At 48.6% G+C, this 19,309-nt stretch carries 9 protein-coding genes; 1 reads left to right on the forward strand and 8 read right to left on the reverse strand.

The window, feature by feature from the left end; translation table 11 throughout:
• Positions 1-120: 120 nt before the first annotated feature.
• The 8 genes from DW205_RS14000 to DW205_RS14035 all read right to left on the reverse strand — a co-directional run bounded on the left by DW205_RS14000 (position 121) and on the right by DW205_RS14035 (position 16,283).
• Entirely contained in the window at positions 121-2,307 is a 2,187-nt protein-coding gene (locus tag DW205_RS14000; protein WP_121963104.1) for a glutamine synthetase III, read from the reverse strand.
• A 36-nt stretch (positions 2,308-2,343) separates the two neighbouring features.
• On the reverse strand, positions 2,344-3,573 hold the full coding sequence (locus DW205_RS14005; protein ID WP_005866042.1) for an LL-diaminopimelate aminotransferase: 1,230 nt from the start codon (positions 3,571-3,573) through the stop codon (positions 2,344-2,346).
• A 56-nt stretch (positions 3,574-3,629) separates the two neighbouring features.
• Entirely contained in the window at positions 3,630-4,439 is an 810-nt protein-coding gene (gene dapF, locus DW205_RS14010) for a diaminopimelate epimerase (RefSeq protein WP_005866043.1), read from the reverse strand.
• Positions 4,440-5,193: 754 nt separating this feature from the next.
• Positions 5,194-6,927 carry a DUF6383 domain-containing protein gene (locus tag DW205_RS14015; RefSeq protein WP_005866045.1) on the reverse strand — a complete coding sequence of 578 codons (1,734 nt, stop codon included), beginning with the start codon at positions 6,925-6,927 and terminating at the stop codon, positions 5,194-5,196.
• Positions 6,928-7,049: 122 nt separating this feature from the next.
• Positions 7,050-8,714, reverse strand: a complete 1,665-nt coding sequence (gene asnB, locus DW205_RS14020) for an asparagine synthase B (RefSeq protein WP_005866047.1) — start codon at positions 8,712-8,714, stop codon at positions 7,050-7,052.
• A 26-nt stretch (positions 8,715-8,740) separates the two neighbouring features.
• Positions 8,741-10,165, reverse strand: a complete 1,425-nt coding sequence (locus DW205_RS14025) for a glutamate synthase subunit beta (protein WP_005866049.1) — start codon at positions 10,163-10,165, stop codon at positions 8,741-8,743.
• Between the two features lie 25 nt (positions 10,166-10,190).
• Positions 10,191-14,708 (reverse strand): glutamate synthase large subunit, encoded by a 4,518-nt coding sequence (gene gltB / locus DW205_RS14030; RefSeq protein WP_005866051.1) that lies wholly within the window; start codon positions 14,706-14,708, stop codon positions 10,191-10,193.
• Positions 14,709-15,011: 303 nt separating this feature from the next.
• The gene (locus tag DW205_RS14035; protein ID WP_005866054.1) at positions 15,012-16,283 is read right to left on the reverse strand and encodes a DUF3843 family protein; all 1,272 of its coding nucleotides are present in this window, start codon (positions 16,281-16,283) and stop codon (positions 15,012-15,014) included.
• A 196-nt stretch (positions 16,284-16,479) separates the two neighbouring features.
• Between DW205_RS14035 and DW205_RS14040 the strand changes: the two genes are divergently transcribed.
• Positions 16,480-19,275 (forward strand): TonB-dependent receptor, encoded by a 2,796-nt coding sequence (locus DW205_RS14040; RefSeq protein WP_005866056.1) that lies wholly within the window; start codon positions 16,480-16,482, stop codon positions 19,273-19,275.
• The last annotated feature ends 34 nt before the right edge of the window (positions 19,276-19,309 follow it).

Raw genomic sequence — 19,309 nt, forward strand, 5'->3', positions numbered from 1 at the left:
ATATTTATGCCCCAAAGGTATGTATTTTGTATGGGATAAAAAAGAAGGAGAGGCATACTTCGCAGCATCCTCTCCTTGTAAACACAAAACAATCAACAAAAAACTACTGTCTGAATAAGACTATCTGATGAATAAAAGCTCACGGTATTTCGGCAAGGTCCATATCTGGTCATCGACAACCAGTTCCAACTTGTCGATATGGTAACGGATGGCTTCCATCATCGGGACGATCTGGTCGTGGTAAGCGATCGCCTTTTCCCGCTCGCTCTCGATCTTGTTGGCTATCTTGCGGGCGTTGACCATCTCGTCCACTTTTTCCTTGATGAAGATCGTGCGGTTCGCTATATCCTCGATGATCTCCATGTTCTTGGAGGATAGATGGGCGGCTTTATCGGCGGGGAATAATTCACGCATCTTATATACGTTGTCGATCAAGGAAGACTGGTATTTGGTGGCCATCGGGATGATATGGTTCATTGTCAGGTCGCCTAATACACGGGCCTCGATCTGGATCTTCTTCGTGTACATCTCCCATTTGACCTCGTTGCGAGCCTCCAGCTCCTTACGGGTCATGACTCCCGTGGACTCGAACATGCGGACGCTGCTATCTTTCAAATAAGCGTCGAAGATCAAAGGCACGCTGGTCTCGCAATCCAAGCCCCGGCGTGCGGCCTCGGCCTTCCATTCCTCGCTGTAGCCATTGCCGTCGAAATGGATCGCCTTGCATTCCTTGATATCCTTGCGGATTACCTCGATGATAGCGGCGAACTTATCCTTTCCGGTGGCTATCTTAGCGTCTACCTCGGCCTTGAACTGCCTCAACTGATCCGCTACGGCGGCGTTCAATACCAGCATGGCGGCGGCGCAGTTCGCGGAGGAACCTACGGCACGGAACTCGAAACGATTACCGGTGAAGGCGAAAGGGGAGGTACGGTTACGATCCGTGTTATCGATCAATAACTCGGGGATACGGGCGATATCGAGTTTCATGCCTTGCTTTCCCGCTAGGTTGAAATCCTCCGTGTCGCTGTTCTCCAGATGCTCCAATACCTTGGATAATTGTGCTCCTAAGAAGCTGGAGATGATTGCTGGAGGAGCCTCGTTCGCTCCCAAGCGATGTGCGTTGGTTGCGCTGGAGATGCTGGCCTTCAGCAATGCGTTATGGGTGTACACGGCTTTCAGTACGTTGACCACGAAGGTCACGAAGCGCAGGTTGTCTTCCGGCGTCTTACCCGGTCCCATCAAAAGGATTCCGGTATCGGTTCCCAGCGACCAGTTATTGTGCTTGCCGGAACCGTTCACGCCTTTGAACGGTTTCTCGTGCAACAGGACACGGAACCCATGTTTGCGGGAGATCTTGCGCATTAGGGCCATGATCAGTAAGTTATGGTCATTGGCGAGGTTGCATTCCTCGAAGATGGGAGCCAGCTCGAATTGGTTCGGGGCGACCTCGTTATGACGGGTCTTTACGGGAATGCCAAGTTTCAATGCCTCAACCTCGAGGTCTTTCATGAATTCCATGACACGGGTGGGGATGGCTCCGAAGTAATGATCCTCCAACTGTTGGTTCTTCGAGCTTTCATGTCCCATCAAGGTTCGGCCGGTCATCAACAGATCGGGACGTGCGGCGTATAGGCCCTCGTCTACTAGGAAGTATTCCTGTTCCCAACCTAGGTAGGCGTATACTTTCTTCACGTCCGGGTTGAAGTAGTGGCAGACATCGACCGCCGCCTTGTTCACGGCTTCCAAGGCTTTCAGCAAGGGAGCTTTGTAGTCGAGGGACTCGCCTGTGTAAGCGATGAAGATCGTCGGGATGCACAGGGTGTCTCCTACGATAAAAGCAGGGGAGGAAGGATCCCAAGCCGAGTAGCCACGGGCCTCGAACGTATTGCGGATACCGCCGTTCGGGAAACTGGAGGCGTCCGGCTCTTGCTGGATCAGTAGTTTGCCCTCGAATTCCTCAAGTACGCCGCCTTTGCCATCGTGCTCGATGAAAGCGTCGTGCTTCTCGGCGGTACCTTCTGTCAAGGGATGGAACCAGTGGGTGTAGTGGGTAGCGCCTTTTTCCATCGCCCATTTCTTCATGCCGGAGGCCACGGTGTTCGCTGTCTCACGGTCTAGCGGGGTACCGTTGTCGATGGAGTCCACCAGTCTCTCGTACGCTCTCTCTGGAAGATATTTGAACATCTTCTCACGGTTGAATACTAACTCACCGTAATACTCGGAAGGTCTCTCGGCGGGAGTGGTTAGCTCGGTCGCTTTCTTCTCGAACGCCGATTCTACGACTCTAAATCTTAACTTTGACATAATACCTGATGATTATTGTTGTTTATAGTAAATGACTTATCTTAGCCACTTCCTCAGCCTAGCCATGGCCTCTAGGGTGTCATCCCTATCGCCGAAAGCGGTGAGGCGTAGATAACCTTCCCCGCTCGGTCCGAATCCCACTCCGGGGGTTCCGACTATCTTGACTTCATAAAGCAGTTTGTCAAAGAATTTCCATGAGGAGAGGCTGTCCGGGGTCTTTAGCCAGAGGTATGGGGCGTTATCGCCTCCGTACACCGTAAGACCGCAGTTTTGCAGACCCTCTTTCATGATCTTCGCGTTGGTCATATAATAATTGATAGTAGCTGTTACTTGCTGTTTCCCGGCGGTGGAATAAACCGCTTCCGCACCCCGTTGGGTTATGTAACTGGTTCCGTTGAATTTCGTGCATTGGCGACGGTTCCATAATTTGTTCAACTGTACCCGTTGCCCGTCCAGCGTGAAGGCGTTCAGCTCCTTCGGTACGACCGTGTATCCGCAACGTATCCCCGTGAACCCGGCGGTTTTAGAGAAGCTCCGGAATTCGATGGCTACCTTCTTCGCTCCTTTGATCTCGTAGATAGAGTGGGGGATATTCGGGTCCTGTATATAAGCCTCGTAAGCGGAGTCGTACATGATAAGCACGTCGTTGGCAAGGGCATAGTTTACCCATTTCTTCAATTCGTCCTTAGTCAAGGTCGTTCCGGTCGGGTTATTGGGATAGCAGAGGTAAAGGATGTCCACCCTGCGACTGGGCAGATCCGGTACGAAGTTGTTTTCCTCCGTGCAAGGGATGTATACGACATCGCTCCATTTCCCGTTTTCCAATACCCCAGTGCGTCCGCTCATTACGTTCGAGTCGATGTAGACCGGATATACGGGGTCTGTCACCCCGATACTATTGTCGTGGCGGAGCATGTCGCCTATATTTCCACAATCGCTTTTCGCTCCGTCGCTGATGAATACCTCGCTCGGTTCGATAAAGACTCCCCGGCTGGCATAATCGTTTTTAATGATAGCGTCGATTAGGAAAGGATATCCCTGCTCGGGGCCATATCCGTGGAATGTATCCTTGCTCGCCATTTCTTCCACGGCTTTATGCATCGCCTCGATAACGGCGGGGGCAAGTGGTTGCGTAACGTCACCAATACCCATTCGAATGATCTTATCCTTGGGATGGGTAACCTTGAAGCTGTTTACCTTTTTCGCGATGTCGGAGAAAAGGTAATTGTTCTGTAGTTTCAGGAAATGTTCATTAATTAGTGCCATACTCAGTTCTTTTGTTTTTATGTTGTTGTTTTCGTTGTTTTGTCTCGTTCCCCGTGTCAGACTTTGATGAATCCCTCGAATACGTTGACAGCTCCGCCGGTCATAAAGACCTTACCGCTCCGCTCGTCCCACTCGATGGTTAAAGGGCCCCCATCCATGATGACCTTCGTCTTTCGCTTTGTCTTCCCACGTACGACCCCGGCCACGGCGGTGGCGCAAGCTCCGGTTCCGCAGGCTTGGGTGATGCCGGAACCTCGTTCCCACACCCTCATCCGTACCTCGTCCGGTTTTAGCACCTGCACGAACTCCACGTTTGTCCGGTCCGGAAAAAGCGGGAGGCATTCCAGTAACGGGCCTACGCTTGCCAGATCGGCCTGGTCCATCTCGTCCACGAAGATAACCAAGTGAGGATTTCCCATAGAGATGACGGTGCCGGTGTAAATTTCTCCTCCAGCCTCAACCTCCAAGGCGATCTCGCCTACGGCAGGCATTCCCATATCTACCGTGATCTCGGTGACCTCTTCACGCTCTATTTTCAATTGTAGCTCTTTGATACCAGATAAGGTCTCTAAGGTAACCTTGTTCTTTTGCGTTAGGCCGGCCTCATAGACATATTTGCCAATACATCTGGATGCGTTTCCGCACATCATCGCCTCGGAGCCGTCCGCATTATAGATATGCATGCTGAAATCGGCGATGTCTGAAGAACCTATCAAGACCAAACCATCAGATCCTATGCCTGTGTGCGGCTTGCTCCATGCGATAGATAATTCCTCGGGATTGTCTATCGGATAGACCATCGTGTTTACATAGATGTAATCATTTCCGGCACCGTGCATCTTTGTGAATCTGATTGATTTTGTCATTTTGATGATATTATTCTTTATATTATTTCTTTTTGTTTTATTGTAATACAAATATATAACGTTTTGATAAGTATATAACAGGTGAGAGGCTCGAATGTTTTATAAATATGAGGTTTGTAATAGATTGAAGTTATAATATATGCTTTTAGTTATAAATAATAATTAGAAGTGTGTGTTTTGGTTTTATATCGTAATATATGCTTTGTGAATATGGGTTGCTGTAACTGTAAGTAAAAAAGCTATATATCTATCTATTTGCTTAAAATAAGTCTGTTTGTCTGACGAGCCTCTTTTTCAAGAAGCCTTAACTAGGGATAGATAATGGGTGAAAATACGTATTTAACCACTGATTTCTACGTAAAAGGTCATGTTTTGTCACACGAAAGGTCGCGTTGGGCGACGCAAGTAGTGGCGTTAGCCAACGCGATAGGTCGCGTAAGGCGATACATATAGTCGCGTCGGGCGATACAACCGTATGAAATGCCTCTTTTATCCGTATAAAAAATATGTTTTGACCCGTATAAATGTGAACTAGCATGAATTATTTTTCTAGAACAAAAGGTCGTATTTGGCTAATATATTACTAAACAATCATTTGCTAATATTTTTTCTCATATTTAGGGACGAGAAGTACATCAGGCCAGAAAAATCAACTCTCCGGGAGTTTGGTTTACAAATTGACAAAAAGAAAGGAGCTACTCGGTTTTATTTCCGGATAGCTCCTTTTATCAGATTAACTAATTATCTAGATAATTTATTTTACGAACTTAACAGTTGTCTTATGAGCAGATCTCAAGAGCTTAGACTGATCGATTGAGATCATATAAATACCGTTCGGCATATTCGGAGTACTGATGTATTGCTCATCGCTAGTGATGATACCCGTAGAAACAACTTTACCTACCATATTAACGATTACATAATTACCCTTACCATTCTTTACATAAAGACCGCTAGCGGTTGTAGATACCGTAATCTCTTGAACCTCGTCACTGATAGTCTCGTTATCGGTGATGATACCCATAGCGTCAGATGTAATATATAATGTCGCCATGCGGACATTTTCTTTAACGCCATCGCCATTAGGATCAACAGCAGGACTAAAGTCTACCGTAATCTTAGTATCATTTGTAGGAGCCGTAGCCTTGATATTCATGACTTTTTCTTTACTGCTTCCTTTCAAGAAGTTGATATCTACGATCATCTTTGTATCTTTTAAGCTCGTAGCTTCAACTTTTGTCGTTGCGTCGATTTCCATTACACGAATAATCTCTTCTTTTTTAGCTTCGTAAATAGAATCAATTGTAATAGTGTAATTGGTTTCTGCACTTGCTTTAAGATTACTAACGACACCATTAACAAGAGAGGACATAATAGAATTGATTGCTGTGCTCATTGTTGCTGGCATTGTAACGATCTGTTTAGACATTGGAGTCCAAGCTGTATTTACGTCAGCACGTACTGAATCTGTTGTCGTTAAAACTAGATTTGCTCCAGATACGCCAATTGTCGGAGTCAACTTCTTGTATCCTTTGATTTTGCTAGATGCGGCATCATATGAAGTCAAGACAATAGAATCTGCAGGCATGCCTGTTGTTGATTTCAAGTTTGCATATACGACGGCGTCACCCATTGGCAATTTTGCGTTAGGTGCTTGTAGAGGTTTACCGAATAAGCTAGCCTTGATTACATTATCAGTCATTAATTTCGTCATATCAACAGATACTTGGAAATTAGGGACTTGGCCCAATGATTCAGAGAGGCTACGTAAATTTTCTTCTAAAGTAACATTGTAATCAATCGTACCTGTACTATTAGAATTCTCTGCAAGACTAATTAATTTACCATCTTTAAGAGGAAAATTAGGCATCATGCTACCTAGTGTTCCCAAGAAGCCTAATTTTAATTCAACAGATAAACTGCTAAATGGAAGGATGACCCCCTTATCTTTCGTGTTTATTAATATTGATAGCAAATTAGCAGGTACACCAGTCGTCGCATCAGTCATAGCAGCGGCACTGACATCAATTTTCTCGGGCAATTCAATTTTTACATTAATTCCATTAACCGTAACATTATATTCTTTATAGTTACTGAATGAAAGTTTTACGTCATTTACTAAGCCCGCAATGATATCTCCCATTCCTGCATAGTCAGGAGGCAATATTTTAGAGAAATCTAAAGAACTGAGATTTAACTTTAGACTATCCGGAGTAGCCGAGATTGTGTTTAGTTGATCGGCACGTAAACTTGATACTTGTGGCAAAAATAACGGGGAGTTGATAACATTTTCGATATTAGGATTAGCTAGGGACATGAAATCAACACCACTGATTTGCTTTACTTGATCAAAAACAGCAGGAACAATAACTTTAACAACAGCAGCCTTTTCTTTATCTGTTAATTGTTTTTGTTGTTGTGCCATCACTGGGGTGGTAGCCATGAATGTAGCGGCTGCCAAACTAATGCATGTAAAGATTTTCTTCATATAAATTTGTTTTAAAGTGTTTTATGACTCTAGCTGGCAAAGTTATTATAAAAATTAAATGCACCAGCGTTTATTATTCATAAAAGTTGGTGCATTTTGCTACTAAAGAAAAGAAATATTCGTCAATAAGCGGATTCATGTACGTCTTTTATGGCCCTGCCGCTTGGCTCGTTCATATTTTTGAAAGCCGAGTCCCAAGCTAAAGCCTCTGCGGTAGAACACGCTACGCTAGGAATGGAAGGTACGCTTCTCGCCGCGCTTTCGCTGGGGAAATGCTCTTCAAAGATGGAGCGGTAATAATACTCTTCCTTGTTTTGGGGCGGATTGATCGGGAATCGTTTGGCGGCATTCGCCATCTCTTCATCAGTGACCGACTCGGAGGTTATTTTCTTTAATGTATCGATCCAGCCATAGCCTACCCCATCCGAGAATTGCTCTTTTTGCCGCCAAGCGATCTCCTTGGGCAAGCTGTCGGAAAATGCTTCTCGAAGTATCTTCTTCTCGATGATCGTACCCGGGCACATCTTTGCCACCGGATTCAGACGCATGGCCACATCAAGAAACTCTTTATCCAAGAACGGCACTCGTCCTTCTACGCCCCATGCGCAAAGGCTTTTGTTCGCGCGCAAGCAATCATATAAATACAGTTTGCTTAATTTACGCAGGGTCTCTTCATGGAAAGCCTGTGCGTTCGGGGCCTTATGGAAATATAAATATCCCCCGAATACCTCGTCCGCACCCTCGCCGCTTAGTACCATCTTGATACCCATGCTCCGGATCACACGGGCCAGTAAATACATGGGGGTGGAGGCTCGGACGGTAGTGACATCATAGGTCTCGATATGATAAATGACATCTCGTAAAGCGTCCAATCCTTCTTGTATCGTATAATGGATCTCATGATGAACCGTACCGATCGCATCCGCTACTTTACGGGCGGCGAGCAAGTCCGGGGCATCTTTCAATCCGATGGCGAACGAGTGGAGTTGAGGCCACCATGCGTCCGCTTTCCCATTGGTCTCGATGCGTTTCGCCGCGTATTTCTTGGCGATAGCGGAGGTGATGGAGGAATCCAGACCTCCGGATAGAAGGACGCCGTAAGGGACATCGCTCATCAGTTGGCGTTTGACGGCGGCTTCCAGCGCATCGTGAAGTTGTTGTACGTCGGTAGGATTATCTTTCACGTTGGCGTAATCTATCCAGTCACGGGTGTACCATCTCGTGAGTTTACGGTCTTCGCTATAGAAATAATGACCGGGGAGGAACGGCTCGTAATGAGTGGCGAAGCCTTCAAGTCCTTTTAACTCAGAAGATACCATCAAGTGTCCCTCGTCATCGTATCCGATGTAGAGCGGGATCACGCCGATCGGGTCACGGGCGATCAAGTAAACCCCTTTCTCCTCGTCATAGAGAGCGAAGGCGAAAATACCGTTGATATCCTCGATGAAATCAATCCCTTTCTTCTTGTATAAGGCGAGGATCACCTCGCAATCGGAGCCGGTTTGGAACTCGTAATCGCCTTTTAACCGTTCTCGTAATTCCTGATGGTTGTAGATCTCTCCGTTGACGCAGAGGATGAGTTTCCCGTCGGGGCTGACTAAAGGCTGCCCTCCGGAGGCAGGGTCTACGATGGAAAGGCGTTCATGGGCCAAGATAGCGGTTTTGCCTTGGTAGATACCACTCCAGTCCGGCCCCCGGTGACGGATTCGTTTACTCATTAATAACGCTTGTTTACGCAGGGCTTGCGCTCCGTCGTGTATATTGAATATCGCTGTTATACCACACATGATCATTAAAAATTGAAAGTTGAAAATTAGTTGGTTTGTAAGAAACGGTCGATGGATCGGGCGACATTACGGCCGGAGGCCATCGCTTTTACGACTAGGCTCGCTCCGCTGACAGCGTCTCCGCAGGCAAATAGGTTGCTGTTGGCGGTATATCCGGCGTTGTCTACGGCGATGTTATCGCGGTTGTCGGTAGCCAATCGCAGTTCTTTGATCAATCCTTCTTGCTCCGGATGCAGGAAGCCCATGGCGAGGAAAACCAGATCGGCCTCGATGATCTCTTTCTTGCCGGTCAGCCTCATCTGCGGACGGCCTCTGTCTGGGGAGGGAACCCATTCGACTTCTTCTACCTCAACCCCTATCAGGTTGTTTTTCTCTCCGATAAAACGGTTAGAGGTTAGGTTCCACCGGCGGATACAACCTTCCTCATGGCTGCTGCTGGTTTTCAGTACTTGGGGATACATGGGCCAAGGTGTCGCCGGATTCTGTCCGACGGGTGGCTGGGGCATGATCTCGATCTGGGTGACACAGGCCGCCCCATGACGGTTCGCTGTCCCTACACAATCGCTACCCGTATCACCTCCGCCAATCACTAAGACTTTCTTGCCTTTGCAATTGATCTGGCTTTTGGGCGGGATGGGGATGCCTTCTAAGATCCGGTTCTGCTGGCTTAATAACTCCAAGGCGAAATGTACGCCTCTTAAATGACGTCCCTCGATAGATAGATCCCGGGGAACCTCGGCGCCGATCGCTACGCAAACAGCGTCGAAATCTTTCACTACCTCTTTCGCTAATATCTCTTTGCCGACCATCGTGTTTACACGGAAAAGAATCCCTTCTTGCTCCATGATACGGATACGGCGATCGATAATGTGCTTGCCTAGCTTGAAATTGGGGATGCCGAAGCGTAGCAAGCCGCCCGGTAACTCATCTTTCTCGAATACGGTGACTTCATATCCTTTCCGGTTCAATTGGTTCGCTACGGTCAATCCGGCGGGACCGCTACCGATCACGGCTACCTTTTTCCCGTTGCGTACCGGTTGGATAGGCTGTACGTATCCTTCCCAGAAAGCGGCTTCCACGATAGCCGCCTCGTTCTCACGGATCGTGACAGGTTCGTCGCAGCTAAGTTTCAGTACGCAGCTTTTCTCGCAGAGGGCGGGGCAGACACGTCCCGTGAACTCCGGGAAGTCGTCGGTCTGCTCCAATACGTGATATGCCTCTTTGTAACGGCCTTTGTATAACAAATCTTGCCATTCGGGTTGCTTGTTACCCAGCGGGCAGGCCCAGTGGCAGAAGGGTACGCCACAATCCATGCAGCGGGAGGCCTGCGTACGGCGGTCGCCGCTGTTCAAGGTCTGTTCTACCTCGCTGAAATCATCTATACGTTCGTGGACGGGACGATAGCCCGCCTCTTGTCTATGTATCGTTAGAAATGCTCTTGGGTTTCCCATAGTTCTCTTGTTTTTGTGTAAATATTTAGTAGTCTTTCTGCATCTCCGCGATCTTGCGTTGGAGTTTGCGCATCTGTTCCTCTTGGAGTACTTTCTTGTATTCGATCGGGACGATCTGGATGAACTCATCCACGTACTTGTTCCAGTTATCGAGCATTAATCCGGCCAGATGGCTGCCGGTATGATGATAATGCTTGCGGATCAATTCATGAAGTTCCTTCCGTGAGGTGCTATCCTCGATCAAGGAAAGCTCTACCATTTCCATGTTGCAATAATAATCGAAATCACCATTCTTGTTCCATACGTAAGCGACACCGCCACTCATTCCGGCGGCGAAGTTCCGGCCTGTATTGCCTAAGACGACAACCCGGCCTCCGGTCATGTACTCGCAACAGTGGTCGCCTACACCTTCCACGACAGCGATCGCCCCGGAGTTTCGCACGCAGAAACGCTCTCCGACCCGGCCGTTGATATAAACCTCACCACTGGTAGCTCCATATAATAAGGTATTACCGGCTATCGTATTGTCTTCCGCTATAAAGGTGGAGCGTACCGGAGGCATTAAACTGATGTGTCCGCCACTCAATCCTTTTCCGAGATAGTCGTTCGCCTCGCCTTCCAACCGGAAATGTACGCCGTGAGCCAGAAAGGCTCCGAAGCTCTGGCCTGCCGCCCCCTTGAACTTGATATGCAGGGTGTTCTCCGGTAACCCGATGTTCCCGTACCGCTTGGCGATCTCGCCGGAAAGCATGGCTCCTACGGAACGATCGGTGTTGGCTATCGCGTAATCCAACGATACTTCCTGTCCGGATTCGATGGCGGCCTTTGCGTGACGGATTATATCCACATCTTTCACGTTGTCGATCGCATGGAGTTGACGGGTGACATGATGGATGGCCTGCGTGGCGGCTTGTTCCGGTAGATGGATCAAGCGGCTGAGATCCAATAGATCATGTTTCTCGATATGATCAGAAGGTTTACGCATGAGTAAGTCCGTACGGCCAATGATATCGTCTAGTTTCGTATAGCCTAGCTCTGCCAGATATTCCCGAACTTCACGGGCGAGGAAGGTGAAGAAATTCACCAAATATTCGTGTCGGCCATGAAAGCGTTTACGTAATTCCTCATCTTGGGTAGCGACACCTACCGGACACGTGTTCATATGGCATTTACGCATCATCACACAGCCTAAGACGATCAAGGCGGAGGTGGCGAATCCAAACTCCTCGGCACCCAGCATCGCCATCAATACGATATCCCGTCCGGTTTTCAATTGTCCGTCTGTTTGCAAGCGGACTTGTCCCCGGAGGCCGTTCATCACGAGCGTCTGTTGAGTCTCGGATAGTCCTAGCTCGGGTGGGATTCCGGCGTAACGGATAGAGCTTATCGGGGAAGCCCCCGTTCCTCCTTCTGCCCCGGAGATCACGATCCGGTCCGCTTTTGCTTTGGCTACACCGGCGGCGATAGTTCCCACGCCACTCTCGGATACGAGTTTCACACTGATCTCGGCTTGAGGGTTCACGTTCTTCAGATCGAAGATCAATTGCGCCAAGTCCTCGATCGAGTAAATATCGTGGTGAGGTGGGGGAGAGATCAGAGAGATTCCCGGGATCGAGTGACGGGTTTTGGCTATGATATCGTTCACTTTATAGCCGGGGAGCTGCCCTCCTTCGCCCGGTTTCGCTCCTTGGGCGACCTTGATCTGGATCTCGTCGGCGTTTACCAGATATTCCGTGGTCACGCCAAAGCGTCCGGAGGCCACTTGCTTGATGGCGGAGCGGAGCGATAATCTGTCCTCACGGGGGACGAAACGGGCCGAGTCCTCACCACCCTCGCCCGTGTTACTACGTCCGTGTATCTTGTTCATGGCCATTGCCATCGTCTCGTGCGCTTCCCGGCTGATAGAACCGAAGCTCATCGCTCCCGTGACAAAGCGGTGCATGATCGCTTCTTCCGGCTCTACCTGCTCCAAGGGGATCGGGGTGCGTTGTTTGAAGGTCAGGAAGTCACGCAAGAATATGGGGCTTTCCTTCTCATCAACCACATGGGAATATTCCTTGAATTTCTTGTAGCTCCCCAAGCGGGTAGCCAGTTGAAGCATGGAAATGGTATCCGGGTTCCAAGCGTGTTTCTCGCCATCCTTGCGGAAGGAATAAATGCCTTTATGTTCCAATAAAGAATCCGTGGGGTGGGAGAATGCGTCGTTATGCATGGCGATCGCATCTGCCGCTATCTCTTCCAAGCGGATACCACCGATGTTGCTGGTGGTTCCCCCGAAGTAAGTATCTGCCAGATCCCGGCTTAGGCCGATCGCCTCGAAAAGCTTTGCTCCCCGGTAACTGCGGATCGTGCTGATCCCCATCTTGCTCATCACCTTGAATAGACCTTTGCAAATGGCTTTCACGTAATTCTTCTCGGCGGTCTCGTAATTCAATTGTATCTCTTGCCTGTCTACTAGATCATCCAAGATAGCGAAAGCCATATAAGGGTTGATGGCACTGGCTCCGTAGCCTAGTAAGAGGGCGGCGTGCATTACCTCACGCATCTCGCCGGTTTCCACTACCAGCGCTGTTTGCACCCTTTTCTGCACGGAGATCAGATGGTGATGCACGGCGCTTACCGCTAACAGGGAGGGAATCACCGCTTTTTTCTCATCTACGTTTCTGTCGCTTAAAATGATGTAGTTAACGCCATCGGTGACGGATTGCTCCGCTTGCTTACATAATTCGTCCAAGGCAGCTTTCAGTCCTGCGCATCCTTTCTCTGCGTCAAACAAAGTGGGGAGCTTAACACTTTTAAAGCCCTTATACCGGATGTTACACAGGAGATCCAGTTGTGTATTGGTCAAGATCGGATGGTTCAGCCGAACCATTTTACAGTGGCTCTCGGTTGGAACTAAGATATTGCTTCCCACGGCCCCGATATACTCGGTCAGGCTCATGACGAGTTCCTCGCGGATCGGGTCGATCGGCGGGTTGGTTACTTGGGCGAATTGTTGGCGGAAATAATTATAGAGGATTTGCGGACGGGCGGATAATACGGCCAGTGGCGTATCGTTGCCCATGGAGCCGACCGGTTCCGCCCCTCCCGTGCACATCGGTACGATGATACGTTCGATATCCTCACGGCTGTATCCGAACGTACGCAGTAGCTTGTCGTATCCCTCTACCTTATGAGGGATCTTACGGCCGGATTTCAACTCGTCCAATTCCACCCGGTTTTTCTCCAGCCAAGTACGGTAGGGCTGGGCGTTCGCCAGTTGTTCCTTCAGCTCGCTATCGTAATAAATCTCGCCTTTCTCGGTATCGATGAGTAAGATCTTTCCGGGTTGCAGACGGCCTTTTTCCTTGATCTCGTTAGGCTCGAAATCCATGACGCCGACTTCGGAGGCCACGACCATCATGTCATGTTTCGTGATCAGGTAGCGGGCGGGGCGGAGACCGTTACGGTCTAGCATGCCTCCGGCGTAGCGTCCGTCGCTAAAGAGCAGGGCGGCAGGCCCGTCCCACGGTTCCATCAAGATGGAGTGATATTCGTAGAAAGCCTTTAGGTCTTCGGAGATCGGGTTCTTCTCGTTGAAACTCTCCGGTACCAGCATCGCCATGGCATGCGGCAGGCTCATCCCGGAGGCCACGAAGAATTCCAATACGTTATCCAGTGAGGCACTGTCACTCATGCCCGGCTGGATGATCGGGCGTATATCGTTGATATCCGGGATTCTGGGGGAGGATAGTACGCTCTCCCGGGCCTCCATCCATCCCCGGTTGCCCCGTATCGTGTTTATTTCCCCGTTATGTGCCAGTAGGCGGAAAGGTTGCGCCAGACTCCAAGTGGGGAAGGTGTTGGTACTGAAGCGTGAATGTACCAATGCCAGTCCGCTAGTGAAATAAGGTTGCGTCAGGTCCGGAAAGTAATGGCGTAGCTGCATGGATTCCAGCATGCCTTTGTAAACGATGTTTTTGGTGGAAAGAGACGCTATATAGAAATCATCCTTGGCCGGAAGGTCGGTGGCCGATACCCTTTTCTCGACCCGCTTACGTATGAGGTATAGCTTTAGTTCCAGCTCTTGCTGATCGTTACAGCCGATGATGAATATCTGCTTGATATCAGGTTCGGTCGCTTGTGCGTCCTTTCCCAAGATTTCCGTATGAACGGGAACTTTGCGTAAGTGCATCAAGGTTAATCCCTCTTTCTCGATCTCTTCGATGAGGATACTGAGGATGCTTGCTTGCTGTTCCTCGTCTTTGGGGAGGAAGATTAGTCCGGTGCCATATTTGCCTTTTTCGGGAACCGGAATTCCTTGCAGGAGGATGAACTCATGCGGGATCTGTAATAAGATTCCCGCTCCGTCACCCGTTTTGTTATCGGCTCCCTCGGCGCCTCGGTGCCTCATGTTCTCTAGTACCTTAAGGGCTGATTCGATGATGTCGTGCGATTTCTCGCCGTGGATATTTACTAACATTCCTACTCCACAAGCGTCATGTTCATAAGACGGGTCGTATAATCCTTGTCTGCTATTAAAATGATTTCTGTTTGTTTTCATTTGTTGACCTTATGTTTGCGTATAAATGATTATTGCGTCAATTTGTTTCGCAAATATAGGTATTAATGGCATAATGTAATTACTTGTAGGAGCGAAAGAACGGAGAAAAGATAAGAATATCTTATCTAATGTTTCTATTTGTAAGTATTCACTGGGTTTATTCTTTTTATTTGAAAGATATTTGGTTGGTTAGTTTGCTAAATGAAAGATGAACTAAAAAAAGAAGCACCGTCACGTTTTGCGACAGTGCTTCTTTTTCTCCGGAAGCGCTGTCACGGATTGTGATGTCGCTTCCTATCTGTTTTATCTATCGGGATATTCTCGGATGAAATAGCGGGATAGGAATTTCCAATTATCTTGTATGATCGCCTTGCCACGTTCCGGGCTGGTAAGGCTTTTTGTTTGTGCGTCGGCCAACATACCTCGGTCTACCAGCTCTTTCAGGAAGTAAACGCTGCAATGTTTCACGATGAAGAAAGAGAGCGCTTGCTTGGCGGCACGGTTGGCGTCGTAGAAGGGATTGTTCTCATCCTTGATCAACTCCACGTCACGGGTGATGACTTGGGCGCCTTCCTCGGGCGTGGCGTAGATCGCCAGCTTCTTGCCTTGCCAGTCCTCGGGAAGATGGAAGTTCTCGGCGGGGATAAGGCCGGAAGTCTCCGTGATAAATGTTTGTGCGTCTTCGGTCTTGTCGAAATAGAGAAGCAGTTTGTCACCTGCGGCTTTGCGGAAAGTCTCGTATTGTTGGCGGTTTTCCTCCAGCATATCGTCGGGCAGGGTAGCTACAGACTCGTCGGCGGTGTTCTGAAATACCGCATGGTCGGGATGCTCGGCGGGCAATATCTTTGCCAGCCATTGCGGGGAGGTCAGGCCTAGCAAGGAGGTCTTGCTGGTGTAGGCCATCATGCCGTGGCTGTTGACGAGCAGGTTGTTAAGCTGCTCTTGGTTGAGGTCGGGCTGCTCCTTCCAGCGGTCGTGGGCGAAGTCGCTCAGTTCCCGGGCCGACTCAGGCAGGATATAGGATTCGTAATGGAACCATTGCAATAGACGATCGTAATCCTCTTGCCGCTCGTAGCGGGTATCAAGGGCGAAAAGCTTGGCCATGCGGGTATTCTCCGGCGCCGTGGTCCACTCTTTGCAGAACAGGTCGTAGATAAGCATGCCGGTGGATTCGTTGGCAGGGTTGTCTGGACTGACGAAAGTGCCTTTACGATAGCCGTGATACTGCTGGGTATAATGCCAAAGGAGGAAGCGCACGTCCTCAAGGTTCACCTCATCGTCGTAATAATGATCGTCCGGAGTGTAGAAGGGAAGGTATTTGCCGTATAGCTCCTTATGGGTAAGGATGAAGGCACGCCAAATCCCCATGCCGGAGATCACGTCCTCGAAGTAGGCGGCCATGCGGATACAGATCTGCTTTGTTTCCTCGCCCTCGAAGGAGTTTACCAACTCGGTCTTCTCCATGATATCGTAGATACGGTTCGCTATTCCGGTATAATAGGAATCCACGGGAGTGCTTTGTTTATAGGGATGCAACTGCAACCAGTCTTTCGGAAAAATTTTAATGTTCTTCATGTTATTAAATGTCTTTATGCATTCAGGAGTGCAAATGTAGTAAAAATACGTTAGCTATGTCAAACGATAAGGAAAAGTTGCGGTCTTAAAAATGTAACATTTGTAGTCTTTATTGTTATCGGATCTAAACATCTTTGAAATATCGCCCCCGTACTTTCGCGTCGAAATCAAAGATGAAATAATAAGTAGTAAGATAATGGGAAAGAGTTTAAGGGGCAAAAGATTGAAAAGGTTAGGGCTTTTCTGGATGGGAGTTTTCCTGTCATTCTCTCTATGGGCACAAACAGGGGTTATCTGCGGGACGGTTACGGACGCTAAGATGAAAGAACCGTTGATCGGCGCCTCGGTCGTGATCGAGGGGACTACGGTTGGCGCTATCACGGATATAGACGGTAATTTTCGTATCGAGAACGTGAAGCCGGGTACTTATACGGTAGCCGCCTCTTACGTGTCGTACCAAACGCAAACGGTAAAGGATGTTCCGGTAGTCGCACGCCAAGAGGCGGTGTTGAATATCGAGCTTTCCGACGCTAACCTCCAATTACAGAATGTGGTCGTAGTGGCCCAACGGAAATTGGGAACCGAGATGGCCGTATTAAATACCGTACGCAAGAGCCTTCCGGTCGTGAATGGTATCTCCGCCCAGCAAATCAGTAAAACACAGGATAGCGATGCCGCCGAGGTACTACGCCGTATCCCGGGAATCACCATCGTGGACGACCGTTTCATCGTGGTCCGGGGTCTGGCGCAACGTTATAATAATGTATGGCTGAACAACGCCACGACCCCTTCCAGCGAGACGGACAGCCGTGCCTTTTCGTTCGATGTGCTTCCTTCTTCCTTGATCGATAACATGATGATATATAAGAGCCCTTCGGCCGAGCTTCCGGCGGATTTCTCCGGCGGTTTCGTACGGGTGCTGACAAAGAATATTCCCGAGGGTAATACGCTCAACGTCTCCTATCAAGTCGGGTTTAATACAAACTCCGCTTTCCGAGATTTCCAACTGACGAAAGGTTCCGCCTTGGATTATCTGGGCTTTGGCGCTGGCTCCCGAATGTTACCCTCGAACGCCCCATCTCATTTGAACGACATATCGGCAGCGGATGCGGCGGCGTTTACGAAGCGGGCGAATACGGGATGGAACGTGTGTCATTTCACGGCGATGCCGGAACAGAAACTGACGTTCACGATGAATCGTACCTTTGATATCGGTGACATGAAGATCGGTAATATCACCAGTGTGAACTATAGCACGGGCTATGATTATTACGAGATGAAAAACAACAACTACCTCTCGTACGACATGGCCAAGGATCAATCCTCATACCGTTACCGCTACGATGATGTACAATATAAGAATACGACAAAATTAGGAGCCTTGTTCAACTGGTCGTTGATGAAGGGAACGAGCAAATATGAGTTCAGGAATTTCTTCAACCAGCGTGGAACCTCTTCCTTATCGCAACGAGAGGGAACGGATTTCTACTCCGACCAAAATATCCGGAAATGGGAATCCCTTTATACCGGACGCACTACCTATTCCGGCCAGCTAAGCGGGGTGCATAAATTGAGAGAAGATATGAATAAACTGGATTGGACGTTAGGTTATGCTTTCGCCGCTTACAAGGAACCGGATCGCAAGGTGGTAAAATCTTTGGAGAGTACGACGGATGGTGACTCTCGTTATTACGTGTCCGACCCGACTCGTTATTATCAAGACTTGAAAGATAACAGCGCTTCCGCCGCCTTGAATTACGAGCATAAGTTCGCCGTCTCGGAGATGTTTACCCCTGTCTTGAACACGGGGGTATATGGAGAGTTTAAGAAACGTAACTTTGATGCCCGTCGTTTTGTCTATAATATGCTGGGAAGTGGTTATGACCGTTTTGCCGAATGGGACTACAGCTCGGTCTTCTCGGACGCAAATATATCGACCGATCGTATCTATATGAAAGAGAGTACGAACAAGAGCGACTCTTATACTTCCGATAATCTGCTGGGTGCCGCTTACGTAGCCGCTAAACTGAACTGGGGAGAGAGGCTGAATGCGAACGTAGGTGTACGTATGGAGTACTATCAATTGAAATTAGATGGTTATGAGTCGGACGGTATAAAACCGGTGCATCTGGATCAGAACGCTACGGATTTCTTTCCTTCCGTCAACATCGCTTATAATTTGAATGAGAAGCACCAAGTACGCTTGGCTTATGGACGTTCCGTGAATAGGGCGGAGTTCCGGGAGATCGTACCTTACGTATATTATGATTTCGCCTTAGATGCGAATATCACGGGTAACGTAAACTTGAAGAACGCTTATGCGAATAATATGGATCTGCGTTATGAATTTTACCCGGCTCCGGGTGAGACGGTGACGATCGGCGGTTTCTACAAACGGTTCGATAATCCGATCGAGCAAACCTATATGGAAGCGGGTTCCGGATTGCAGTACACATACCACAACGCCGATCATGCGAATGCTTTCGGCGTGGAGCTGGATATCAAGAAGAATCTGGACTTTATCGGTCTGAAAGGCTTGAGCTTCGTATTCAACGGGGCTTATATCCATAGTAGGGTGTATTTCGCCGAGGGCTCTTTCGAGCGGGATCGTGCGATGCAGGGGCAATCCCCTTACTTGATCAATACGGGCTTATTCTATCAGAATGACAACGCAGGAATCTCAGCCTCCGCCTTGTATAACCGGATTGGCAAGCGTATTGAGACGGTAGGCGTACCGAAGCAGAACCCGAACGATGATATTCCCGATATCTATGAGATGCCCCGTAACTCCTTGGACTTGAGTTTCTCGAAGAAGATCGGTAAATACGTGGAGGTCAAGGGAGGCGTAAAAGATCTATTGAACTCAAAAGTAGAATATAAACAATTCCTAGAGTTAACAGAGGCTTCCGGAGAGAAACGGGAGGTTGAGCAATTAATCCGTAGCTATCGTCCGGGTGTGACCGTGAATCTAGGTGTAGCCGTGAAGTTTTAATTTGAATTCACTCATATAAACTAAATTCGTTTAC

The organism is Parabacteroides sp. AM17-47 (assembly GCF_003434625.1).
Taxonomy (GTDB): Bacteria; Bacteroidota; Bacteroidia; order Bacteroidales; family Tannerellaceae; genus Parabacteroides; species Parabacteroides distasonis.

Coding starts and splice junctions, on each gene's coding strand:
- DW205_RS14025 (WP_005866049.1), bottom strand. CDS start 10,165: ATGGGAAACCCAAGAGCATTTCTAACGATACATAGACAAGAGGCGGGC.
- DW205_RS14035 (WP_005866054.1), bottom strand. CDS start 16,283: ATGAAGAACATTAAAATTTTTCCGAAAGACTGGTTGCAGTTGCATCCC.
- gltB (WP_005866051.1), bottom strand. CDS start 14,708: ATGAAAACAAACAGAAATCATTTTAATAGCAGACAAGGATTATACGAC.
- dapF (WP_005866043.1), bottom strand. CDS start 4,439: ATGACAAAATCAATCAGATTCACAAAGATGCACGGTGCCGGAAATGAT.
- DW205_RS14015 (WP_005866045.1), bottom strand. CDS start 6,927: ATGAAGAAAATCTTTACATGCATTAGTTTGGCAGCCGCTACATTCATG.
- DW205_RS14005 (WP_005866042.1), bottom strand. CDS start 3,573: ATGGCACTAATTAATGAACATTTCCTGAAACTACAGAACAATTACCTT.
- DW205_RS14000 (WP_121963104.1), bottom strand. CDS start 2,307: ATGTCAAAGTTAAGATTTAGAGTCGTAGAATCGGCGTTCGAGAAGAAA.
- DW205_RS14040 (WP_005866056.1), top strand. CDS start 16,480: ATGGGAAAGAGTTTAAGGGGCAAAAGATTGAAAAGGTTAGGGCTTTTC.
- asnB (WP_005866047.1), bottom strand. CDS start 8,714: ATGTGTGGTATAACAGCGATATTCAATATACACGACGGAGCGCAAGCC.